The sequence below is a fragment of the Thermoleptolyngbya oregonensis NK1-22 genome, from assembly GCF_032705245.1.
In the GTDB taxonomy this organism is placed as follows: Bacteria; Cyanobacteriota; Cyanobacteriia; order Elainellales; family Elainellaceae; genus Thermoleptolyngbya; species Thermoleptolyngbya sichuanensis.
Genome location: NZ_CP053540.1, coordinates 3,136,852 through 3,155,127, shown reverse-complemented (window position 1 = coordinate 3,155,127; position 18,276 = coordinate 3,136,852). Strand labels below are relative to the sequence as shown.

Annotated in this window: 15 protein-coding genes and 1 riboswitch; of the genes, 10 read left to right on the top strand and 5 right to left on the bottom strand. The window is 57.4% G+C overall.

Going from position 1 to position 18,276, the window contains the following annotated elements; genetic code table 11:
- Positions 1 to 17: 17 nt before the first annotated feature.
- The gene (locus HNI00_RS13420; RefSeq protein WP_316786939.1) at positions 18 to 1,016 is read right to left on the bottom strand and encodes a fatty acid desaturase family protein; all 999 of its coding nucleotides are present in this window, start codon (positions 1,014 to 1,016) and stop codon (positions 18 to 20) included.
- Positions 1,017 to 1,433: 417 nt separating this feature from the next.
- Between HNI00_RS13420 and HNI00_RS13415 the strand changes: the two genes are divergently transcribed.
- The 3 genes from HNI00_RS13415 (at position 1,434) to HNI00_RS13405 (ending at position 5,100) form a co-directional block, all read left to right on the top strand.
- On the top strand, positions 1,434 to 2,579 hold the full coding sequence (locus HNI00_RS13415; RefSeq protein ID WP_172354211.1) for an ABC transporter permease: 1,146 nt from the start codon (positions 1,434 to 1,436) through the stop codon (positions 2,577 to 2,579).
- 362 nt (positions 2,580 to 2,941) lie between these two features.
- Complete coding sequence (locus HNI00_RS13410; protein ID WP_316786937.1) at positions 2,942 to 3,145, top strand: hypothetical protein; 204 nt, start codon at positions 2,942 to 2,944, stop codon at positions 3,143 to 3,145.
- A gap of 485 nt (positions 3,146 to 3,630) precedes the next feature.
- Positions 3,631 to 5,100 carry an alpha-amylase gene (locus HNI00_RS13405; protein ID WP_316786935.1) on the top strand — a complete coding sequence of 490 codons (1,470 nt, stop codon included), beginning with the start codon at positions 3,631 to 3,633 and terminating at the stop codon, positions 5,098 to 5,100.
- Between the two features lie 10 nt (positions 5,101 to 5,110).
- Here the strand turns inward: HNI00_RS13405 and HNI00_RS13400 are convergent, their stop codons facing one another.
- Positions 5,111 to 5,986, bottom strand: coding sequence for an SDR family oxidoreductase (locus tag HNI00_RS13400; protein ID WP_316786933.1), 876 nt, complete (start codon positions 5,984 to 5,986; stop codon positions 5,111 to 5,113).
- 98 nt (positions 5,987 to 6,084) lie between these two features.
- Between HNI00_RS13400 and HNI00_RS13395 the strand changes: the two genes are divergently transcribed.
- Together HNI00_RS13395 and HNI00_RS13390 are read left to right on the top strand one after the other, a co-directional pair.
- Complete coding sequence (locus HNI00_RS13395; RefSeq protein ID WP_316786931.1) at positions 6,085 to 6,576, top strand: hypothetical protein; 492 nt, start codon at positions 6,085 to 6,087, stop codon at positions 6,574 to 6,576.
- Positions 6,577 to 6,915: 339 nt separating this feature from the next.
- On the top strand, positions 6,916 to 9,771 hold the full coding sequence (locus tag HNI00_RS13390; RefSeq protein WP_316786930.1) for a cation-translocating P-type ATPase: 2,856 nt from the start codon (positions 6,916 to 6,918) through the stop codon (positions 9,769 to 9,771).
- A gap of 221 nt (positions 9,772 to 9,992) precedes the next feature.
- Here the strand turns inward: HNI00_RS13390 and HNI00_RS13385 are convergent, their stop codons facing one another.
- Complete coding sequence (locus HNI00_RS13385; protein ID WP_297080945.1) at positions 9,993 to 10,931, bottom strand: vitamin K epoxide reductase family protein; 939 nt, start codon at positions 10,929 to 10,931, stop codon at positions 9,993 to 9,995.
- 394 nt (positions 10,932 to 11,325) lie between these two features.
- On the opposite strand from HNI00_RS13385, the gene HNI00_RS13380 reads away from it, so the two are divergent.
- The 5 genes from HNI00_RS13380 (at position 11,326) to HNI00_RS13360 (ending at position 15,745) form a co-directional block, all read left to right on the top strand.
- Positions 11,326 to 12,453: a Gfo/Idh/MocA family protein gene (locus HNI00_RS13380; RefSeq protein WP_316786927.1), complete on the top strand. Its 1,128-nt coding sequence runs from the start codon at positions 11,326 to 11,328 to the stop codon at positions 12,451 to 12,453.
- Positions 12,454 to 12,685: 232 nt separating this feature from the next.
- Positions 12,686 to 12,852: riboswitch (cobalamin riboswitch) on the top strand.
- 150 nt (positions 12,853 to 13,002) lie between these two features.
- On the top strand, positions 13,003 to 13,578 hold the full coding sequence (locus HNI00_RS13375) for a HupE/UreJ family protein (protein ID WP_316786925.1): 576 nt from the start codon (positions 13,003 to 13,005) through the stop codon (positions 13,576 to 13,578).
- A gap of 120 nt (positions 13,579 to 13,698) precedes the next feature.
- Positions 13,699 to 14,520 (top strand): DUF1350 family protein, encoded by an 822-nt coding sequence (locus HNI00_RS13370; protein WP_316786923.1) that lies wholly within the window; start codon positions 13,699 to 13,701, stop codon positions 14,518 to 14,520.
- Positions 14,521 to 14,695: 175 nt separating this feature from the next.
- Positions 14,696 to 15,433: a hypothetical protein gene (locus tag HNI00_RS13365; RefSeq protein WP_316786921.1), complete on the top strand. Its 738-nt coding sequence runs from the start codon at positions 14,696 to 14,698 to the stop codon at positions 15,431 to 15,433.
- A gap of 66 nt (positions 15,434 to 15,499) precedes the next feature.
- Entirely contained in the window at positions 15,500 to 15,745 is a 246-nt protein-coding gene (locus HNI00_RS13360; protein WP_316786919.1) for a LapA family protein, read from the top strand.
- A 102-nt stretch (positions 15,746 to 15,847) separates the two neighbouring features.
- Here the strand turns inward: HNI00_RS13360 and HNI00_RS13355 are convergent, their stop codons facing one another.
- Together HNI00_RS13355 and HNI00_RS13350 are read right to left on the bottom strand one after the other, a co-directional pair.
- Positions 15,848 to 16,936 carry a hypothetical protein gene (locus HNI00_RS13355; RefSeq protein WP_316786918.1) on the bottom strand — a complete coding sequence of 363 codons (1,089 nt, stop codon included), beginning with the start codon at positions 16,934 to 16,936 and terminating at the stop codon, positions 15,848 to 15,850.
- Positions 16,937 to 17,070: 134 nt separating this feature from the next.
- The gene (locus HNI00_RS13350) at positions 17,071 to 18,063 is read right to left on the bottom strand and encodes a hypothetical protein (RefSeq protein WP_316786916.1); all 993 of its coding nucleotides are present in this window, start codon (positions 18,061 to 18,063) and stop codon (positions 17,071 to 17,073) included.
- Between the last annotated feature and the right edge of the window lie 213 nt (positions 18,064 to 18,276).

The following is an 18,276-nucleotide window of genomic DNA, read 5'->3' as shown; positions in this document are numbered from 1 at the left end:
TCGGGTCACTGATTTAGCTATTCAGCAGCAGTTTTTAGAGCCGCAATAATGTTTTGGTTGACTCGAATGTAGCCCTTCTCAACGTATCTCCAGCGTTCCGACAAACGTTCATAGGCAGCCGGCAGCGCATGAAACGGAATCGAGGGATAGAGGTGATGCTCTGCATGAAAGGGCATGTTCCACATCAAGAGCTTAATGGGGAACGTGGTCAGCGTTGTTCGCGTATTAGTAAACGGGTTGTCGTCGTTCGTGCAGCCGGTGTGCTCTGCCAGCAAAATGGCGCGGAGAATCGGCTGACCCACCGCCAGAGGCAGAACCCAGTAAAGGAAAACGGCGGCGGGATGTCCGAGGAGAATGGAGAGGGCGATCGCCCCTGCGTATACACCCAACTGCACCCGCGTCGAGCGAATTACGTCGGCATAGGCGCTCTCCGGCAAAAAGGGATAGTCCTGCACCTTTCCGGCGGCAATTTTCAGGTGCGTTTTCACCTTGCCAATCCACCAGGGAATCGCACTCACTTCCAGCCAATAGTCGCGCCGGGTTTGCGGCTTGGGGTCGCTGAGTTCGGGGTCTTTGCCGGGAATTTGCGTGTAGCGGTGGTGCCACTTGTGATAGCGGCGATAAAACGTGCCGTTGTAAAACGACAGCAGCCCAGCCAGCCAGCCGACGACATCGTTGAGCCGATTGCTGGCAAAGGCCGTCCGATGAACCGATTCGTGCATCGCCGCAAACATTGAGGCCAGGCTGAAACCGTAGACCACCAGCGCTGGCAGCGCCACCCACAAATTTTGCAAATTTTGCAGATTTTGCATCTGCGTGGCCCAGAGTGCGCCGCTGACTGCCATCACGGTCAAATGCTTGCCCAATTGCCACAGCCCTTGCCACGTCGAGCGCTGGTTCAGCGCGGCGAGTTCTTCGGTAGACAAGACCTGTCGGGCATTTGACGCAACCTCGCGGCAAGGGGCGATCGCCCCCTCAGCCTTGCCCAATTCCAGCGTTTCTTGTGAAAACCCCATGATCCCTGCCTTTTGAATGAATGGCTCAGATGAACAATTCAATAAACAACTCAGTGGAATTCTTGTAGGACTTACGTGGTTGGACGATTTCTCGCGGGCTGCACCCACGAGAAATCGTCCAAAACTCAGACAGTTTAATCGCAAGTGCGGAAGTCCTATCTCGATAATTCTTGATTAGAAGATAGCGTCTAGACGCGAACCTGACTTGTCATAAGACTTGTCACAAGACTTGTCACAAGACTTGTCACAACAAGTCATCACGCTCTTACTATAGCAGGTTGCCATCACTTGTTGTAACAAGTTAGAGAATCCAACTAAGCCAGTGGACTGGGCAGAATCATTCTGATTTCCTAACCCCTAACCCCTTTGTCCCTGCTATATCATGGGGATTCAAAGGCTGTCCGAAGGGCAAAACACATGAATTGGTGGCAAAAGCTTAAGAGAAACTCGCTGGCCCGCTATGGGGCGCTGGTGCTGCTGTTGCTGTATCTGGTGGCGATTGGGGCAGAGTTTTTTGCCCCCTATGATCCCTACGTGTCGCAGACGGATGGCTCGCTGCTGCCGCCGACGCAGGTGTTTTGGCGATCGCCCCAGGGTCAGTTTCTTGGGCCTCACGTCTATCCCACCACCCAGGGCGCGGTAGATCTAGAGACGGGCGATCGCCAGCTTTCGCGAGACTTTAGCCAGCCGTCGCCGATTCGTCTATTTGTCAAAGGCGACCCCTATCGATTCCTCAACCTAAAGCTGCCGCTGCCGACGCGGTTTTCGCTGACCGATCCGCAGTTCCAGGAGAAGGAAATTTTGCCAGGAATTCCGGGCGATCGCCACCTGTTTGGCACGGTTGGCCCCGGTCGGCTGAACCTGCTGGGCACTGACGAAGCAGCCCGCGACCAACTCAGTCGGCTCATTCACGGCAGCCGCATTAGCCTGTCGATCGGGCTAGTGGGGATTCTCATTTCCTTTCCGTTGGGGCTGCTGATTGGCGGCATCTCTGGCTACTTTGGCGGCTGGACAGATTCCATCCTAATGCGCTTTGCCGAAGTGCTAATGACCATCCCCGGCATTTACCTGCTGATTACGCTGGCGGGGGTGCTGCCACCGGGATTGACCAATGCCCAGCGGTTTCTGCTGATTACCCTGATCACCTCGTTTGTCAGTTGGGCGGGGCTGGCGCGGGTAATTCGCGGGCAGGTCTTGTCAATTAAAGAACGCTCTTTTGTGCAGGCGGCGCGGGCGATGGGCGGGCGATCGCTCTACATCATCCTGCGCCACGTCCTGCCGCAGACCGCAACCTATGTGATTATTACCGCCACCCTAGCGATTCCCAGCTTTATCCTGGCAGAAGCCGTGCTGAGCTATCTGGGACTCGGCATTCAGCAGCCCGACCCCTCCTGGGGAAATATGCTGTCCCTGGCCAGCAATGCGTCGATTTTGGTGCTGCAACCTTGGCTGGTGTGGGCCCCGGCATTTCTCATCGTGCTGACGGTGCTGGCGTTTAACCTGCTGGGCGACGGGCTGCGCGATGCCCTCGACCCGCGCAACAGCAGCGATAGCAATGGCTGAACCCAAGAGTTAGAGAAACACCGAGAGAAACACCCAGAGAAACGCCTGCTGCTGGTAATCCTTAATACTTTTGAAAATATCGGCACTATGTTTTGTAGCACACTTTACAATGAAGTGCTAGGGAATCGCAGCGCACAGGCTTAGTTCGAGGCACCTTGACCCAAACCTGAGCGATCGCCCTAGTGGGTTTTGCCCATTCTTCCACGCCTTGGTTAGTTCCGCGCCTTGGTTAGTTCCGCGCCTTGGTTAAAAGGCTAGGGAAAGGGATTTGGGCGATCGCCGCTGCTTCTCACTTATTCATCACTGAATAAAAGTGCCACCAAAAGTGCCGTCAAGGGTGCTGCCACAGAGGAAGGTTTACGATGACAATTCGAGGGTTTCGCCGCAAGCGCCGTACATCTCTGCCTACCGCAGAGCAACTGCTCAATTTAGGGAAAAATTTATCTCAAGGTCTGTCGATCGATGCGGTCGAACCGCGCACCGTCCAGCCCAAAACCAGCGACGAAGAATGGACAACCAAGCGGCTGATTCAGTTTAGCCAGAGCCTCAAAAATATTTGGATGTAGAATATTTGGATGCAGTAGATCGAGGTAGCGCTGAGATCCAGTAGAGATCCAGTAAAGATCCAGTAAAGATCCATTAGAGATCCAGCGCCTATCCCCACATCTGTAAATATCTAGCAGTCAATATTCAGCACTATCCAACCCCAGGCCGCCGCCCTCCAGCGTGTGGCTTTTTCTGCTTTTTGAGTAAACCCCTGACCGAATCTATGAAACAGACAGCCCACTAGCCAACAGGGCAGAATGGGGATGGGTAAGGCAGATCGAACATGAGGCTGAAATTTTTGCCGGAATTCTTACTGAAATTCTTGCCAGAATTCTTACTGAGATTCTTATTGCGGGAAAAATGCCCGCTTTTTGGGCACTCTGAGGGCATATCCATCACGCATCTCGACCTTTTTACTAAATTCGTTTGTTTTGCACACGCTCATTTCAAAATGCGACATCCGTTTACCCTTGGTGCCTCTCTACTCGCGCTGACTGCACTGTTAATGACGGGTTGTGCCCGCCCCACAGGCCGAGCCGCTGCGGTCGAAGATGCAGAGATGATCAAATCACGCCCGTCCCAGGCGGCGATGGTGCATTTGTTTGAGTGGCGCTGGGACGATATTGCCCAGGAATGCGAAACGGTTTTGGGCCCAAACGGCTACGCCGCCGTGCAAATTTCGCCGCCCCAGGAACACGTCGTCTTACCGGAGCGGGGCTTTCCCTGGTGGCAGCGCTATCAGCCCGTCAGCTATCGGCTGGAGAGTCGCAGTGGCGATCGCGCTCAGCTTGCGTCCATGATTCGCCGCTGCCATGCGGCCGGGGTCAAGGTCTACGCCGATGCAGTGATCAACCACATGGCCGGGGTCGAGCAGGGCATCGGCAGCGCCGGGTCAGTCTTTACCAAATACGACTATCCTGGCATCTACCAACCACAAGACTTCAACGACTGTCGCCGCAACATCGAGAGCTACCAGAACCACGACGAGGTGACGGGCTGCGAACTGGTGGGGTTGGCTGATTTGAAAACCAGCACGCCCTACGTGCAGCGGCGGATCGCAGAATACCTCGCCGATTTGGTCAGTTTGGGCATCGACGGCTTTCGGATCGACGCTGCTAAACACATCAATGCCCGCGACCTGGATGGCATTCTGACCCAGCTTGAGCAGGTCTTGGCAGAACAGAAAGCAGGCAAGACCCTGGCTGATCTCTTCATTTATCAGGAAGTGATCGACCCCGGCACCGAAGCCGTGAAAAAGGGCGAATACTACGCCTCTGGGGACGTGTTCGAGTTTGAGTATGGACGAGTCGTGAGCGAAAAGTTTGCTGGACTCGACGGGCAAACCCTGGCGCAGCTAGAAACGTTGGGCGAGGGCTGGGGATTCGTTCCTAGCGAAAAGGCGGTGGTCTTCATCGACAACCACGACAAGCAGCGGGGTCACGGGGGCGGCGGCAACTACCTCACCTACAAGGACGGCACGCTCTACGACCTGGCCAATGTGTTCATGCTGGCCCATCCCTACGGCAAGCCGCTGGTGATGTCGAGCTACGACTTTTCAGATGGCGACCAAGGGCCCCCCGCCGATGCCAAAGGCAACACGCGATCGCCCCTCAGCCCCAACGCTGCAACCTGCGCCGACGGCTGGATCTGCGAACATCGGCGATCGCCCCTTTTGCAAATGGTGCAGTTTCGCAACGCGGCCGGCGATGCGCCCCTAGTGGACTGGTGGAGCAACGGGCAAAACCAGATTGCCTTTGGGCGGGGCGATCGCGCCTTTGTGGTGATCAACCGAGAATCCCAGCCCCTCACCCACACCTTTCAAACCAGCCTGCCCCCCGGCCGCTACTGCGACCTGCTCCAGCCCAGTGCGTCCAACCCCGCCACCTGCGCCACGCCCATCACCGTTCAGCCCAACGGCCAGGCGACCTTCACCCTATCCGGCATGAGCGCCGCCGCAATTCGAGTAATGGAGTAGTAGAACCACCCTAAGCCAACGCCCGCAACTCCTCCAGCACGCCCCCCGGCGCATAGCCCAGGCTAAAGGCGTAGCTGCTATCCATCGACACGTCTGGCGGGCGCGGGGCGGGCATGGGCACATCCGCCTGCTTGCACGGGCTGATCGAATCAGGGGAAAGGCCAAACGCCGCCGCCATTCGTAGCCCAAATTCATAGCGAGACAGCCGCTCTGGCCCGCCCAGGTGAACCAGACCCTGAACCTTGTCGAGCGCCATCAGCAGGCCCTTTGCTGCGTCGCGTCCGCTGATGGGCGTGCGAAACTCGTCGGTAAACAGACGCAGCGCCTCACCATCGCGCAGCTTCTGCAAAAACGGCTGCAAGAAGCTAGGGGCCGTGGGCGCAGCGCCAAACATCAGCGGCATCCGGCAAACGGCAGCCTTTGGATAGCGGCTCAGGATTCCGACTTCGGCTTCTGCCTTTTGCTCCCCATAAAGGCTGAGAGGACAGACCGGATCGGCTTCGCGGTAGGGCGCGTGGTGTCCGTCGAATACCAGATCGGTGGAGGTGAAGGCAAAGGGAATGCCCATATCGGCACAGAGGCTGGCCAGGTTTAGGCTGGCGAGGACATTAATCTGGTGGGACAATTCGGGCTGGGTTTGGCAGGCGTTGGGCTGAGACAGGGCGGCTGTGTGGATTACTGCATCCGGGCGAATCTCCTGGAATGCCTGCTGGAGAGCAGCAAAGTCTGTTAGATCCAGCGCCAGCGTGTTCGCATCAGCAAAGGACACGGGCCGGGTTTGGTATGTGCCGTAGACCGTCCAACTGGCGCGGGTCGCCTGGTAGATATGCCATCCCAAAAAGCCGCTGATGCCCGTAATGAGGAGGGTTTTGGGAGGCGTTGACATGGCGATAGATCCCACAGTCATGAGTTGGACAAGATACGATTAAGAGGATTCCGTGTCTGAAACTGAGACAGAAGAAATTGAAACAGAAAGGACAGCGTATGGTGAAGCCGATGGTAAGTCAGTTGGTAAATCAGTTGGTAAATCAGTTGGTAGATCAAGCTGCTGTGAACCCGCTTGCTGGCGATCGCCCGTTTCTAAAGCATTTCCGTCTTGCTGCTGCGGCAACCTGGGCGGGTGTATCAATCGCTTCTAGCCTAGCTGCATGGGCTAGTTTTGTCCCGCTTGCCCAGGCCCAAGAGCAGTCCCACGATCGCCAGCCGTCTGCCTCGATTCCCGTCCAGATTGAGCTTAGCCCGTCTCCAGTAATTTCTGACCCGCAGGGCTTTCCAGCATTGCAACCGCTGCCCCCCGTGCCCGCTCCGTCCAGCGATGGTCGCGCAGATACCATTGGACAAGACTCCATTGGACAAATCGACACTCAGCGTCCTGTACTGCCATTTTCCGATGTGCCACCCGACCACTGGGCCTACGAAGCGCTGCTGTATCTTTCCACAGGAGGGCGATCGCCCCGCTCTGTCCCTCAACCATAACTCCGCTGAGAAGTTACTTTGAGGCGTTCCTGATGACGTTCCGCTTGGATTCCGTCTCGGAGTTTTCGATTGCGTAGCAAAACTTGATTTTTGGCATCCTTTTCGTTTGAAAACTTAACGCCTTTCCCATACTCAATTCCCGCTCCAGAGACCTACCCTGGATGTTGATACACCGCTTGCACAAATGCTGCGAGCGGTGTTCAATTTCTAAAATCTTTGGCTGAAATCTTTGCCTGAAATCCATAACGGATTGGCTTGCAGATTGCAACATCGTTCGAGGCAGGTTCGCAGCATTTACCCTGCCTTAAAACATTCGGTTTTATCAAACTCTAAACCTAAATGACTATTTCTGACCCTGGCTCTGTCTCTCCTGCCACCCGCTGGCATCTGCTGCCTGCTGAAAAAGTTTTGGAGCAGTTGCAGAGCGATCGCCAGTTGGGCCTCACGTCGGAGCAAGTCGCCGAACGCCAGCGCCAATTTGGCCCAAACGAACTGGAAGACACAGGCAGCCGGAGCAACTGGGCGATCTTGCTGGATCAGTTCAAAAACATCATGCTGATCATGCTGATCGCGGTGGCGATCATTTCCGGCGTGATGGATCTGATGGACATGCAGGCAGGACGGGTCAAGTCCAACGACATTCCGTTCAAAGACACCGTGGCGATTTTAGCGATCGTGTTTCTGAATGGCTTGCTGGGCTATGTGCAGGAAAGTCGTGCCGAAAAAGCGCTGGCTGCCCTGAAAAATATGGCCTCGCCGCGAGTGCGCGTGGTGCGCGATGGGCGCGTACAGGAGGTAAGCGCTGGGGAACTGGTGCCAGGGGACATCATGCTGCTGGAGGCAGGCGTGCAGGTGGCGGCGGACGGTCGCCTGTTGGAGGAAGCCAGCCTGCAAGTGCGGGAGGCAGCGCTGACGGGCGAGGCACAGGCCGTCAGCAAGCGGGTCGCCGCAGACCTATCAGAAGATACTCCCCTGGGCGATCGCCTCAATTGCGTGTATCAGGGAACCGAGGTCGTGCAGGGGCGCGGCGTGGCCATCGTCACCCAAACCGGCATGGGCACCGAACTCGGCAAAATTGCCACCCTGCTGCAATCTGTCGAGGCCGAGCCAACGCCCTTGCAGCAGCGGATGGATCAGCTCAGTCAGGCGTTGGTCACGGGGTCTCTGTCACTGGTGGCAGTGGTCGTTGTCTTGGGGCTGCTGGTGGCCGGATGGGGCAAGCTGCGGGAACTGGTGGAGGTGTCGCTGAGCATGGCAGTGGCCGTTGTGCCAGAGGGCTTGCCCGCCGTGATTACGGTAACGCTGGCGCTAGGAACCCAGCGGATGGTGCGCCGCCATGCCCTGATCCGCAAGCTGCCTGCGGTAGAAACCCTCGGCTCTGTCACCACGATCTGCTCCGACAAAACGGGAACCCTGACCCAAAACAAAATGGTGGTGCAGGGGATTCACCAGCACTCCTGCTCCCTCAGCGTCACCGGCCACGCTTATACACCAGAGGGCGAGTTTTTGCTGGACGGGCAGCCGATTGACACTCGGCACCACCCAGAGGCGATCGCCCTGCTGACGGCCGGCCTTCTCTGCAACGACGCTGCGCTGCAAAAGGAAAACGGCGACTGGTGCATCCTGGGCGACCCCACCGAAGGCGCACTGCTCGTCGCCGCCACCAAGGCCGGCCTCGATCGCCATCAGTTGAGCTATGCCTGGACGCGCCTGGGTGAGTTTCCCTTCACCTCCGAGCGCAAGCGCATGAGCGTCATGGTCAAACAGGCAGGGGGTGGAACGACCACAGATGCGATGGGTGCGATCGCCCCGCTGCTCCTGCCGTCCTCCTCCCTACTCCTGTTTTGCAAAGGCTCTCCAGAACTGGTGCTGGAGCGATGCCAGTTTGTGTATGTCAAGGGCACTGTGGAGCCACTCAGCGGCGATCGCCGTCAGAAAATCTTGCAGCAAAACAATCACCTAGCAAGCAAAGGACTGCGGGTGCTGGGGTTTGCCGGCCGTCCCCTAGAAGCATTGCCCGCCGAAGACAGCGCCGAGGAAACCGAGCAAGGGCTGATCTGGCTGGGACTGGTGGACATGCTAGACGCGCCCCGCCCCGAAGCACGCGAGGCCGTGGCCCGCTGTCGCTCCGCCGGAATTCGCCCCGTCATGATTACAGGCGACCACCAGCTCACCGCACGGGCGATCGCCGAAGACTTGGGCATTGCCCAACCCGGCGATGAAGTGCTGACCGGGCCCGATCTGGAACACTGCACCCCAGAAGAACTGGAAGCCCACGTCGAGCGGGTCAGCGTCTATGCCCGCGTCGCCCCAGAGCATAAGCTGAAAATCGTGCAAGCGCTTCAGCGGCGGCACCACATCGTCGCCATGACGGGCGATGGCGTGAACGATGCCCCCGCGCTGAAGCGGGCCGATATCGGCATTGCAATGGGCATCACGGGCACCGATGTCAGCAAAGAAGCCAGCGACATGGTGCTGTTGGACGATAACTTCGCCACCATCGTCTCAGCGGTGGAAGAAGGGCGCGTGGTGTACACCAACATTCGCCGCTTTATCAAATACATTCTGGGTTCCAATATCGGCGAGGTGATTACCATTGCCGCATCGCCGCTGTTTGCCTTTGGCGGCGTGCCCCTCACGCCCCTGCAAATCCTTTGGATGAACTTGGTCACCGATGGACTGCCCGCCCTAGCGCTAGCAGTAGAACCTGCGGAACCCAACGTCATGAGTCGCCCGCCCCACGATCCCAAAGAGAGCATCTTTGCACGAGGACTGGGCACCTACATGATCCGCATCGGCGTGGTGCTGTCTATGATTGCGATCGCCCAAATGGTCGTCGGCTATCACCTCGCCCAAACCACCCCCGGCGACCCCGATCGCTGGAAGACAATGGTCTTCACTACCCTTTGCCTGGCCCAGATGGGTCATGCCCTGGCTATTCGATCCAACACCCGCCTAACCCTAGAACTCAACCCCTTCTCCAATCCCTACGTCCTCACCTCCGTCGTCTTTACCAGCCTGTTGCAACTAGCGCTAATCTACGTCGAGCCGCTGCGAAACTTCTTTGGCACCCAAATCCTCAGCCCCCTGGAACTGCTGATTTGTCTTGGATTCAGCCTGCTGCTCTTTGTTTGGATTGAGCTAGAAAAACTACTGTCTCGCTGGCAGGGCAAAGGGTCAGGCGTGGGGGACTAACAGTACAGGGTTCCAGAGGTACAGTTCCAGAAATACACGATAAAGATTCCCCCCCTTTCGTCCCTAAGGAGGACTAAGGGGGGCAGATGCTCAGCCTTCAAACCAGCCCTTGCAAACTGGCCCTTGAATATCAATTCTCCTGAGTGATGCTACAAATGAAACTGCTAGAAGCCCCGGACAGGCTCGGCTAGCAATCCAAAATCCAAATTAGGACAGCGCCCCTACGGAGAAATCTGGAAGTTGGTCGGGCCCTGATAGCCAGAAGCCTTGGCCAGTTGCTCCAGCGTTTGGGTGCCAGAGTAAAACTGTCCGTTGATTTCCCAGGTAGGATAGCCCGTCACCTGCGGCGTGGCGCGACACAAGGCAGTCTGGGAGTTCGCTCCGTCTGGCGCACATTCAATGTAAGGGATCTCAGCCGCGGCAGGCTGACCAAAGAGTTGCTTCTGATCGTGGCAATGCGGGCACCAGTAAGCACCAAACATCTTCGCGCCAATGCGCTTCAGGTGGCGAGCCAGTTCAACCTCTGCCTGCCCCGAAACAGTAGTTACAGGTGGCACGGATGGCCCGTCTACGACCTCACTGGGCGGCGTTTTAATGATGTTGTGCCAAGCCAGAGAACCTACTAGCACCACCACACCGACTAAGATCCCGGTAAAAATAAGCTGTCCCACATCTTCCCAAGCTCGCCCGAACAGCGTCAGCAAGAACATAGCCAGGGCAAACAGCGCCGATGCAATGCAATAGACGCAGATGCCCGCAGCGCCGAAGGGCACCACGAACTCGGAAAACATGATGTACATCAGGTAGCCGCTGAATACCAGCATGGCGGTGGAGCCTGCAAACAGCAGCAGCCAGGTCGTGTTATCCAAACTGGTTCGCAGGGTCTTGTTTTGGTCGGGATTGACCAGCAGCGGCGCAAAAGCAAACGCCGCCATGCCCAGATAGGCCAGCAGCCCAAACAGCGCCAACGGTTGCCCAAACAGCGTGGCGTAGGGGCTAGAAAGCACCTGCTGACAGCCGCTAGTGGGGCAGGCTGCCTCGCCACCAAACAGCCGAGTCGCGGTGAGATAGGCAGTGTTTAGCGCACCCAGCAGGGCGATCGCTCCGATAATCTTGCGAGACTGGCGATGCAGCCAGGGGGTTTGACGACGGCGGCTCATAGCACCTACTTCTGTCAACTCAGCAATAGACTTCATCAGGATACAGCCCGTCGGCTCATCCCGACTTCCCTATTGTGGCTCAAAGCCGAAAAAAGTGGGTTGGCGGGGGTCATCGCTCCGCAACATTGACAGAAGACGATACTAAGACAGAACTAAGACGGATCGGAGGATGCGAGTTTGCAGAGTAAGCAGGCTAAATTGGCAAATTAGGCGAATCATTAGCAAATGAGCAAATAAATTGGCGGAAAAGAGCAGGCGGGCTGGATCAATGCCTTAGCCAGTCCCGAAAATTCAGACCCGAAAATTCAGAATCAATGCGAGCAAAAAGTGTAGGCAAAAAATGTGAGCAAGAAGTTTGAGCAAAAAGTGTAAGCAAAAAGTGTAAGCGAAAAATGTGAGCAACGTAGACGCAGCCCAGGATTCACCGTCAGTGGGCATTGTGATTTTGGGGCTAGGGCGGTGGGGAATGCATCTGCTGCGAAATTTTTTGGCGCTGCCGGGGGTGCGCGTGGTGGCGATCGCCGATCCCAGCACCACCCGTCTGCAAACTGCGGTGAACCAGCTTGGGCTAGCACATCGCACGCCCGCCGTTCTTGCCCTCACGGATTGGGCAGCCGCGCTCGAGTTGGACGGGGTAGATGCCGTGGCGATCGCCACACCCGCCAGCACCCATGCAGCACTTCTGCGAACCGCGCTGAACCGAGGGCTACACGGATTTGTAGAAAAGCCCCTGACGCTCTGCGCTGCCGAGGGGCGAGAACTGTGCCAACTGGCGGCAGCGCAAGGACGGCGGCTGGTAGTAGATCACACCTATTTGTTTCACCCAGCCGTGCAAGCGGGGCGATCGCTCGTTCAGCAAGGGCTACTTGGGCAGGTGCGCTATGGCAGCAGCAGCCGGACGCACCTCGGCCCAGTGCGCTCCGATGTCGATGCGCTATGGGATCTGGCAATTCACGACATTGCCATTTTTAACCACTGGCTGGGAGAGCGACCCGTGCAGGGGCAGGCCTGGGGGACGGTCTGGTTGCAGCCCGCGCTAACCCCACCGCTTGGGGCGATCGCCCAGGAAACAAACCAGGCAAAAACGGCAGTGCAATCGGGAGTATCGGGAGTATCGGGAGTATCCGATCTAGTCTGGGCGCGGTTGTTTTATCCCAGCGGATTTCAGGCGACGCTCCAGGTGTGCTGGCTCAATCCCGACCGACAGCGGCGGCTGAGCGTGGTGGGCGATCGCGCCTCGCTAATTTTTGACGAAATGGCGACCGATTCGCTGGTGCTGCAAACTGGAGCGCTGATGCAGCAAGACAGACAATTCTTGCCCACGGCCCAAGAGCGACGGGCGATCGCCGTTTCCCGCGAAGAACCACTGCGCCGCGCCTGCGAACATTTTGTGGACTGTGTGCGGGGCGATCGCCCCTCCAACCTGTCGTCGGGCGAAGTTGGTGTCGAGTTGGTGGCGGTTCTCGAAGCGCTCTCCCAGTCGATGGCCCAACAGGGGGCGATCGTTTCGGTTGCCGACTAAATTTGAGATTTTGGATTGGTTAGGACTTACGCAGTTGAACCATTTCTCGCGGGCGCAGCCCATGAGAAATTGTCCAAAACCCAAAGAGCCTATCGCCAGTGCGTAGGTTTGGTTGGTTTTAGATTGGCGATTTTGGATTAGCGATTTTTGGATTGGCGATTTTGGATAGCTGCAAGCGCCCAGTTCCTTGAACATTCGTGACTCTGCGCGTTTGCTCCTGCAAACGGTGCTATGATTTCAGTCGCTCATCGGCTCTCAAAGGGGAACAGCCTTTGGAGATTGGCGATCGCGCCGATTGGGGAAAGTGCAGTGCAAGTCTGCCGCTGTCCCGCAACTGTGAAGTTGGGCAAGACACCCCGCCCGACCAGTCAGGATGCCCGCCGATGCGCCATTTTGCCAATTTAGACTCTGCGAGGTACAGACATGAAGGCAAGCATCACCAGAACCCGGAAATTCCCAAAATCGTCCAGAGCGCGCGATCGGCGAACCGTCCCGGCCACCAAACCTAGCGCAGACTGGCGCAGTGGCGCACTGCTCTTGCTAGCAGGAATGGCGCTCTGTGCCGAACCAGCCCTAGCGCACCACGCCACGGGAGGCGAAACGCCCAAAACCTTTTTGGAAGGGTTTTTGTCTGGTTTGGCCCATCCCGTCATTGGGCTGGATCACTTTGCGTTTGTGGTGGCGATTGGGCTACTGGCGGCAAAGCAGAGCTGGGGACTGCTGTTTCCTATCAGCTTCTTGCTAGCAGCGCTGGGCGGCACGACCCTACACCTGAATTCAGTGGATTTGCCCGCCGTTGAAATTGCCATTGCGCTGTCGGTGTTCCTAATCGGGCTGGGGCTGGGGCTGCGAAAGACACTGCCCCTGGGCGGGGCGATCGCCTTTGGAATTTTGGCAGGGGTATTCCACGGCTATGCCTACGGCGAGTCAATCATTGGTGCAACGCCGTCGCCCCTGTCTGCCTATCTGCTGGGTTTCACGCTGATCCAGGCGGCGATCGCCTTGGGAGCGGGATGGCTGGGCGATCGACTGCTGCGCCGCACGGCCGAACGGGCTAGAGCGCTGACCCTGCCTGGGCTGGCGATCGCAGGCGTGGGGCTGGTGTTTTTGTTGCAGGCTATTTAAGCCAAGCGGGGGATAGAGAGCAAGCGGGGGATCGAGAGATAGAGTTACTGATCCCTTTCTTATCCCCCCACCCGCTGCCACATCGTCTACCATGAGAGAGAGCTTCACCCTTCTTTACCTATGGAATGGCGAGAACTGGGCGGAAATTGGCTAGTGGTGCCAGAACGTCCGACAGCGATGATTCATTTTTTGGGCGGGGCGTTTGTGGCGGCGGCTCCGCAGATCACCTATCGTTCGCTGCTAGAGCATCTAGCAGAGCAGGGCTATGCCGTTGTTGCCACGCCCTTTGTCAACACGTTTGACCATGAGGCGATCGCCCGCCAGGTGTTGCGATCGTTCCTCCGGGCTGAGGAATATTTGCTGGAGCGTGTGTTTCGTCGCAGCTACGTGCCGCTCTACGGTGTCGGCCACAGCATGGGCTGCAAGCTGCATCTGCTGATCGGCAGCCGCTCGTCGCAAGAGCGAGCAGGCAACGTTTTTCTGTCGTTTAACAATTATCCAGCGCGGCGATCGATTCCGTTTCTGGATCAAATGTCGCAGTTTTCGACCCAGTTTTCTTCCCAGATTCCGCCCCAGTTTGCGCCGCTGCTGAATATGGAATTTACGCCATCGCCGACAGAAACCTACACGCTGATCGAGCGGCAGTATCAGGTGCGGCGCAATCTGCTGATTCGCTTTGCGATGGATGATATTGACCAGACACGATCGCTCGCGGACGTTCTCACTCGCCGTTTTCCAGACATGACCACGCTGCACACGCTGGGCGGCAACCACCTAACGCCAATGGGTCAAGATTTGAAATGGCAGCCCGGTGCAACCTTTACGCCGCTGGATGCCCTCGGACAGTTTATGCAGCAGGGGCTAAACCGAGATTTCATTCAGCTCAAGCGCACCATCACGCGATGGTTGAATCCGGTTGCCGCCTTCAATTTGCCTAAATAGCCCGTGCCGCCAGATCAAGCAAAGTCAGGGCAAAATCAGGACAACCTGCTAAAACAGGTGTAGCAATCTGTGGCCGGTGATTGCGTCTTCCGCCACAACCGGGAGCCGACGCTCTGGCACAAGCGCTATGCTGAGGTCGTCACGGAGTTGGCGTGGGATTCAGAAGGAGAAAGCAATGGGTCGGTTGATAAAACAATCCACAAAACAACTGCTGCTGGGGACCCTGCTGCTGGGCGGACTGGCGGGGCTGGTCGGATGCAACGATGCCCAGCCGCCTTCGTCCTCTCCTAGCGCGTCGCCGACGGCTGGCCCAGGCTCGCCTGCGCCTTCTGCCCCCGCGCCCAGCCCCACGGCTTCTGCTCCAGCGCCAACCGATCCGTCGCTGTTTGTGATTTCAGCCGAGGGTATCGGCCCGGCAAAACTGGGCATGACGCTGGGAGAACTCAAGCAAGCGCTGCCCAATGCCACGTTTGAAGTTCAGTCGCCTTTTATCGTCGATTTCGATGCGATCGCCGTGTCCCAGAACGGCAAGCCACAGTTTTATGTGCTGTACCTGGCGGGCGAGAGCTTTGGCGATGATGACGTGGTGCAGGGCGTGCTGACCGATAACCCCAGCTACCGCACCGATCGCGGCGTTGGCCCCGGTACGGCGATCGCCCAGGCAGAGCAGATCTACGGCGATGCCACCCTGTCGTACAATACGCAGAACGAATCGCGGGAATACGTCCGGTTTGCCCAGCATCCGGCCACCAACCTGTCCTTTGGCACAGGCAATGGCAGCAGCGAAACAGCGGGCATTTATCCCTCGCCCACAGCGGAATACAACGAAACGCAGCAGTTCCGAGAAGATGCGACCATCCAGTCGGTGCTGGTCATCTGCCTGAATGAGGCCTGCACGCCTGCTTCACCCTGAGCCAGCTTTGGGTTTTGGATTTTGGATTTTGGGTTTCAGCCTTCGGTCTTTTGCCTGCTTGCCGCCATGCTAAAGGTTCTGGTTTCTTCGATTGTTGCGCTGTGGGTGAGTGCGATCGCCCTGCTTTCGGTGCAAAACGCGACCCCTGTCGAACTTCGCTTTTTGACAGGCAGGACGGTGCCGATTCCCATCGGGCTGCTGCTGGGGTTTAGCGCGTCGGCAGGGATGCTGGGCGCGGCGCTGGTGCTACCGGGCGATCGCACTTCCAGTGCCCGCAGCCTAGACGAGGGCGATCCGTTTGAGGACGAATAGCCTCGCCCAGTCGCAGAACATCGGGCGATCGCCCAAGTATCCGCCTAGCCAGATCGCCTAGCCAGACCGCCTAGCCAGACATCCCCTCAGCTAGACCTCTGCCTAGAGTGAATATACCCGCCCATCGATCAGCAGCCGCGTAATGCCCTTCGCCTGCAAATAGGGACTGGCCTTCAAAAACACCTGACCGTCGGGAATCTTGACCACACGCTGCATCCGCCGCACATAGCGCTTGGCCACCCGATGATTATCAAACACAGGCAGCGTCCGCTCCTCTTCCTGGTCGTCGGGAATTAGCCCCAGCCCCGCAAAGTCCTTGAGCGGCCGAGTCACTAAATCCGACGTGCGATCGACTACTAGATAGCAGGACTTGGGCAGTTTGGCTTCCGAGAGCGGCGCAATGTGCAGCGGTATGTTGCTGTGCAGTCCGCCCGTCAGGTCGTCCAGCTCAACGGCTGCGTCGAGCAAGGAGCCGTCATCGTCATCGTCCAGGTCGTCGTCGAGGTCGTCGTCGAGGTCGTCTGTCAGGTCTTCATCATCCAGATCGTCGTCATCTTCTTCGTCAATATCCGTGAAAACGCCTTCATGCTTCAAAATGTCGCGCTCAACTGCCTCTAGCTCAGCGACGACAGGTTCCGCCGAATCCTCCTCCGCAAGCCCAGCGTCCGCAGCGAAGGACGATTCAACAGAGGCGATCGCCCCATCTTCATCAATCCGCTTCTTTTTAGCCAGTTTGGGCGGCGCAACCGTAGATGGTTTGCTGGATTCAGGGGGAACGCTCCCAGAACGGCGGCGCTGGCGGCGACCATCGCGGCGTGCGGAGTCCGGCTCGGCTATGTCCATCTCGTCCGCATCCGGCTCCACGGCTTGGGGCACAGCTTGGGGCACAGCGCTAAACACGTCTGGCTGGGGAGGCTGCGGATCTTCTTCTGATTCCAGGGCCTCTGCCGCTTCTACAGCGGTGGATACGTCGGCGGCGTTCTCAACTTCAGACTTGCTGCTGCCTGCGGTTCGCTTTTTCTGAATCAGCGCGTCATATTCGGCTTCCGACAGGCTTTGCTTCAGAATGCGGCTAATTGTAGAGGTGCTGACGCTGAATTGCTGAGCCAGGGATGTGGTGGTTTCGTCTGACTGGCGATACAGTGCCAGAATTTTTTGCTTGTCAGAATCGGTCAGTTTTGTAGGAGGCATGCCGCGTTAACCACTCGCCCCACCGGGGAGCACTGAAGAAAAAACCTGATTGATCGTAACTCAGAATTGTCTGACCCTTGCACATAACAGTACAAGGGTAACTAAAATTCAATGTCTGCGATCAAACAAAACACTCAGGCGCGGCGACGGCTGCCCCGACGAGAGCGGCTCGACAGGTCGTACTCTAGGGCTGCGCCAATGGCAAACAGGCAGGCGCTAAAAATCCAGAACACTTCGAGCAAGCCGCCCGTTTGATAGCCCTCGACGTAGCGGGTGGCGTAGAGGAACCACATATCTGCAATGTAAAAGCAGATTGCAGCGGCGGCAATGAAGCGCCAAGACAGCGAGAATCGCCCGCCCCAAAACGCCAGCAGCAGCGCCATCGCAGCCATCAGCAGAATGATATCTCCAGCCACATAGGCGATCGCAAAGGTACCTGAGAACGGGGACAGGGTGTCTTCTAGCGCTACCGCCCAACCAGGGACTCTGGAGGTTGTAGCTGCGGCGGCTGGGGCAGGTTCGGCAGGCACCGGGGCAGTCGACGGAGCCGCCGGAGCCGCGTCGGGCGCAGTCTGGGCGATCGCCGGAGGATCAATCCAGACCGCCGCCGAGGCAGCCGCACTTGCCCCGTTGTAGATAAACCAGGCAATCACAACCCCCAAAACCCCTACGCCTATCACCGCTAGCCACTGCCAGATTGCCAGGTTCAGCTTGCGCGAAGACACCGCCAAAAACATACCCGCGCCCACCAGCAAATACATCAGCAGGAAAAACAGGTCGGCGGGAGACGCATCCGGTTCCTTGCCCCAGCCAATTTCCCACTGTCCAAGAATCAAATTGCCAATAAAGAAAGACAGCATTCCCAGCCCAATCAGCAGCCAAACCGTGCGCCCGCTCACGATCAGCGGACTGCGCCAGTTGCGAAAACAGAGAATGGACGCTCCCAAAAAGGCAATATTTTCCAAAAAATAGGTCGTAATGCCATACCACTCTGGACGACCCTGCCCCGGCAGCGGCACGCTAAACAGCAGGAAGAACAGCAGGGAAAACACCGCCCACAGGATAGCGATGATGACAATGGTCTGCACTGGGATGGCCGAGGAAGAGCCAGGGGTTTTCTTAGCCACAGAATCACTCCTTAACTGGAGGGCACAGGAAGATGCGGGTTGAGAATAGCCAAATTAAAACAGAATTTTTCACAGTTTTGACGCTCAATGGCAACTTTATTAAGAAGCCGCAGGGTAAAAAGCTGCACTAGACCACAATGCAAGGCGACGAGTCTGACTGATTGAGCGATCGCCCTCAATGAATAATCGCGGAATAATCGCGAGGAAGGATCG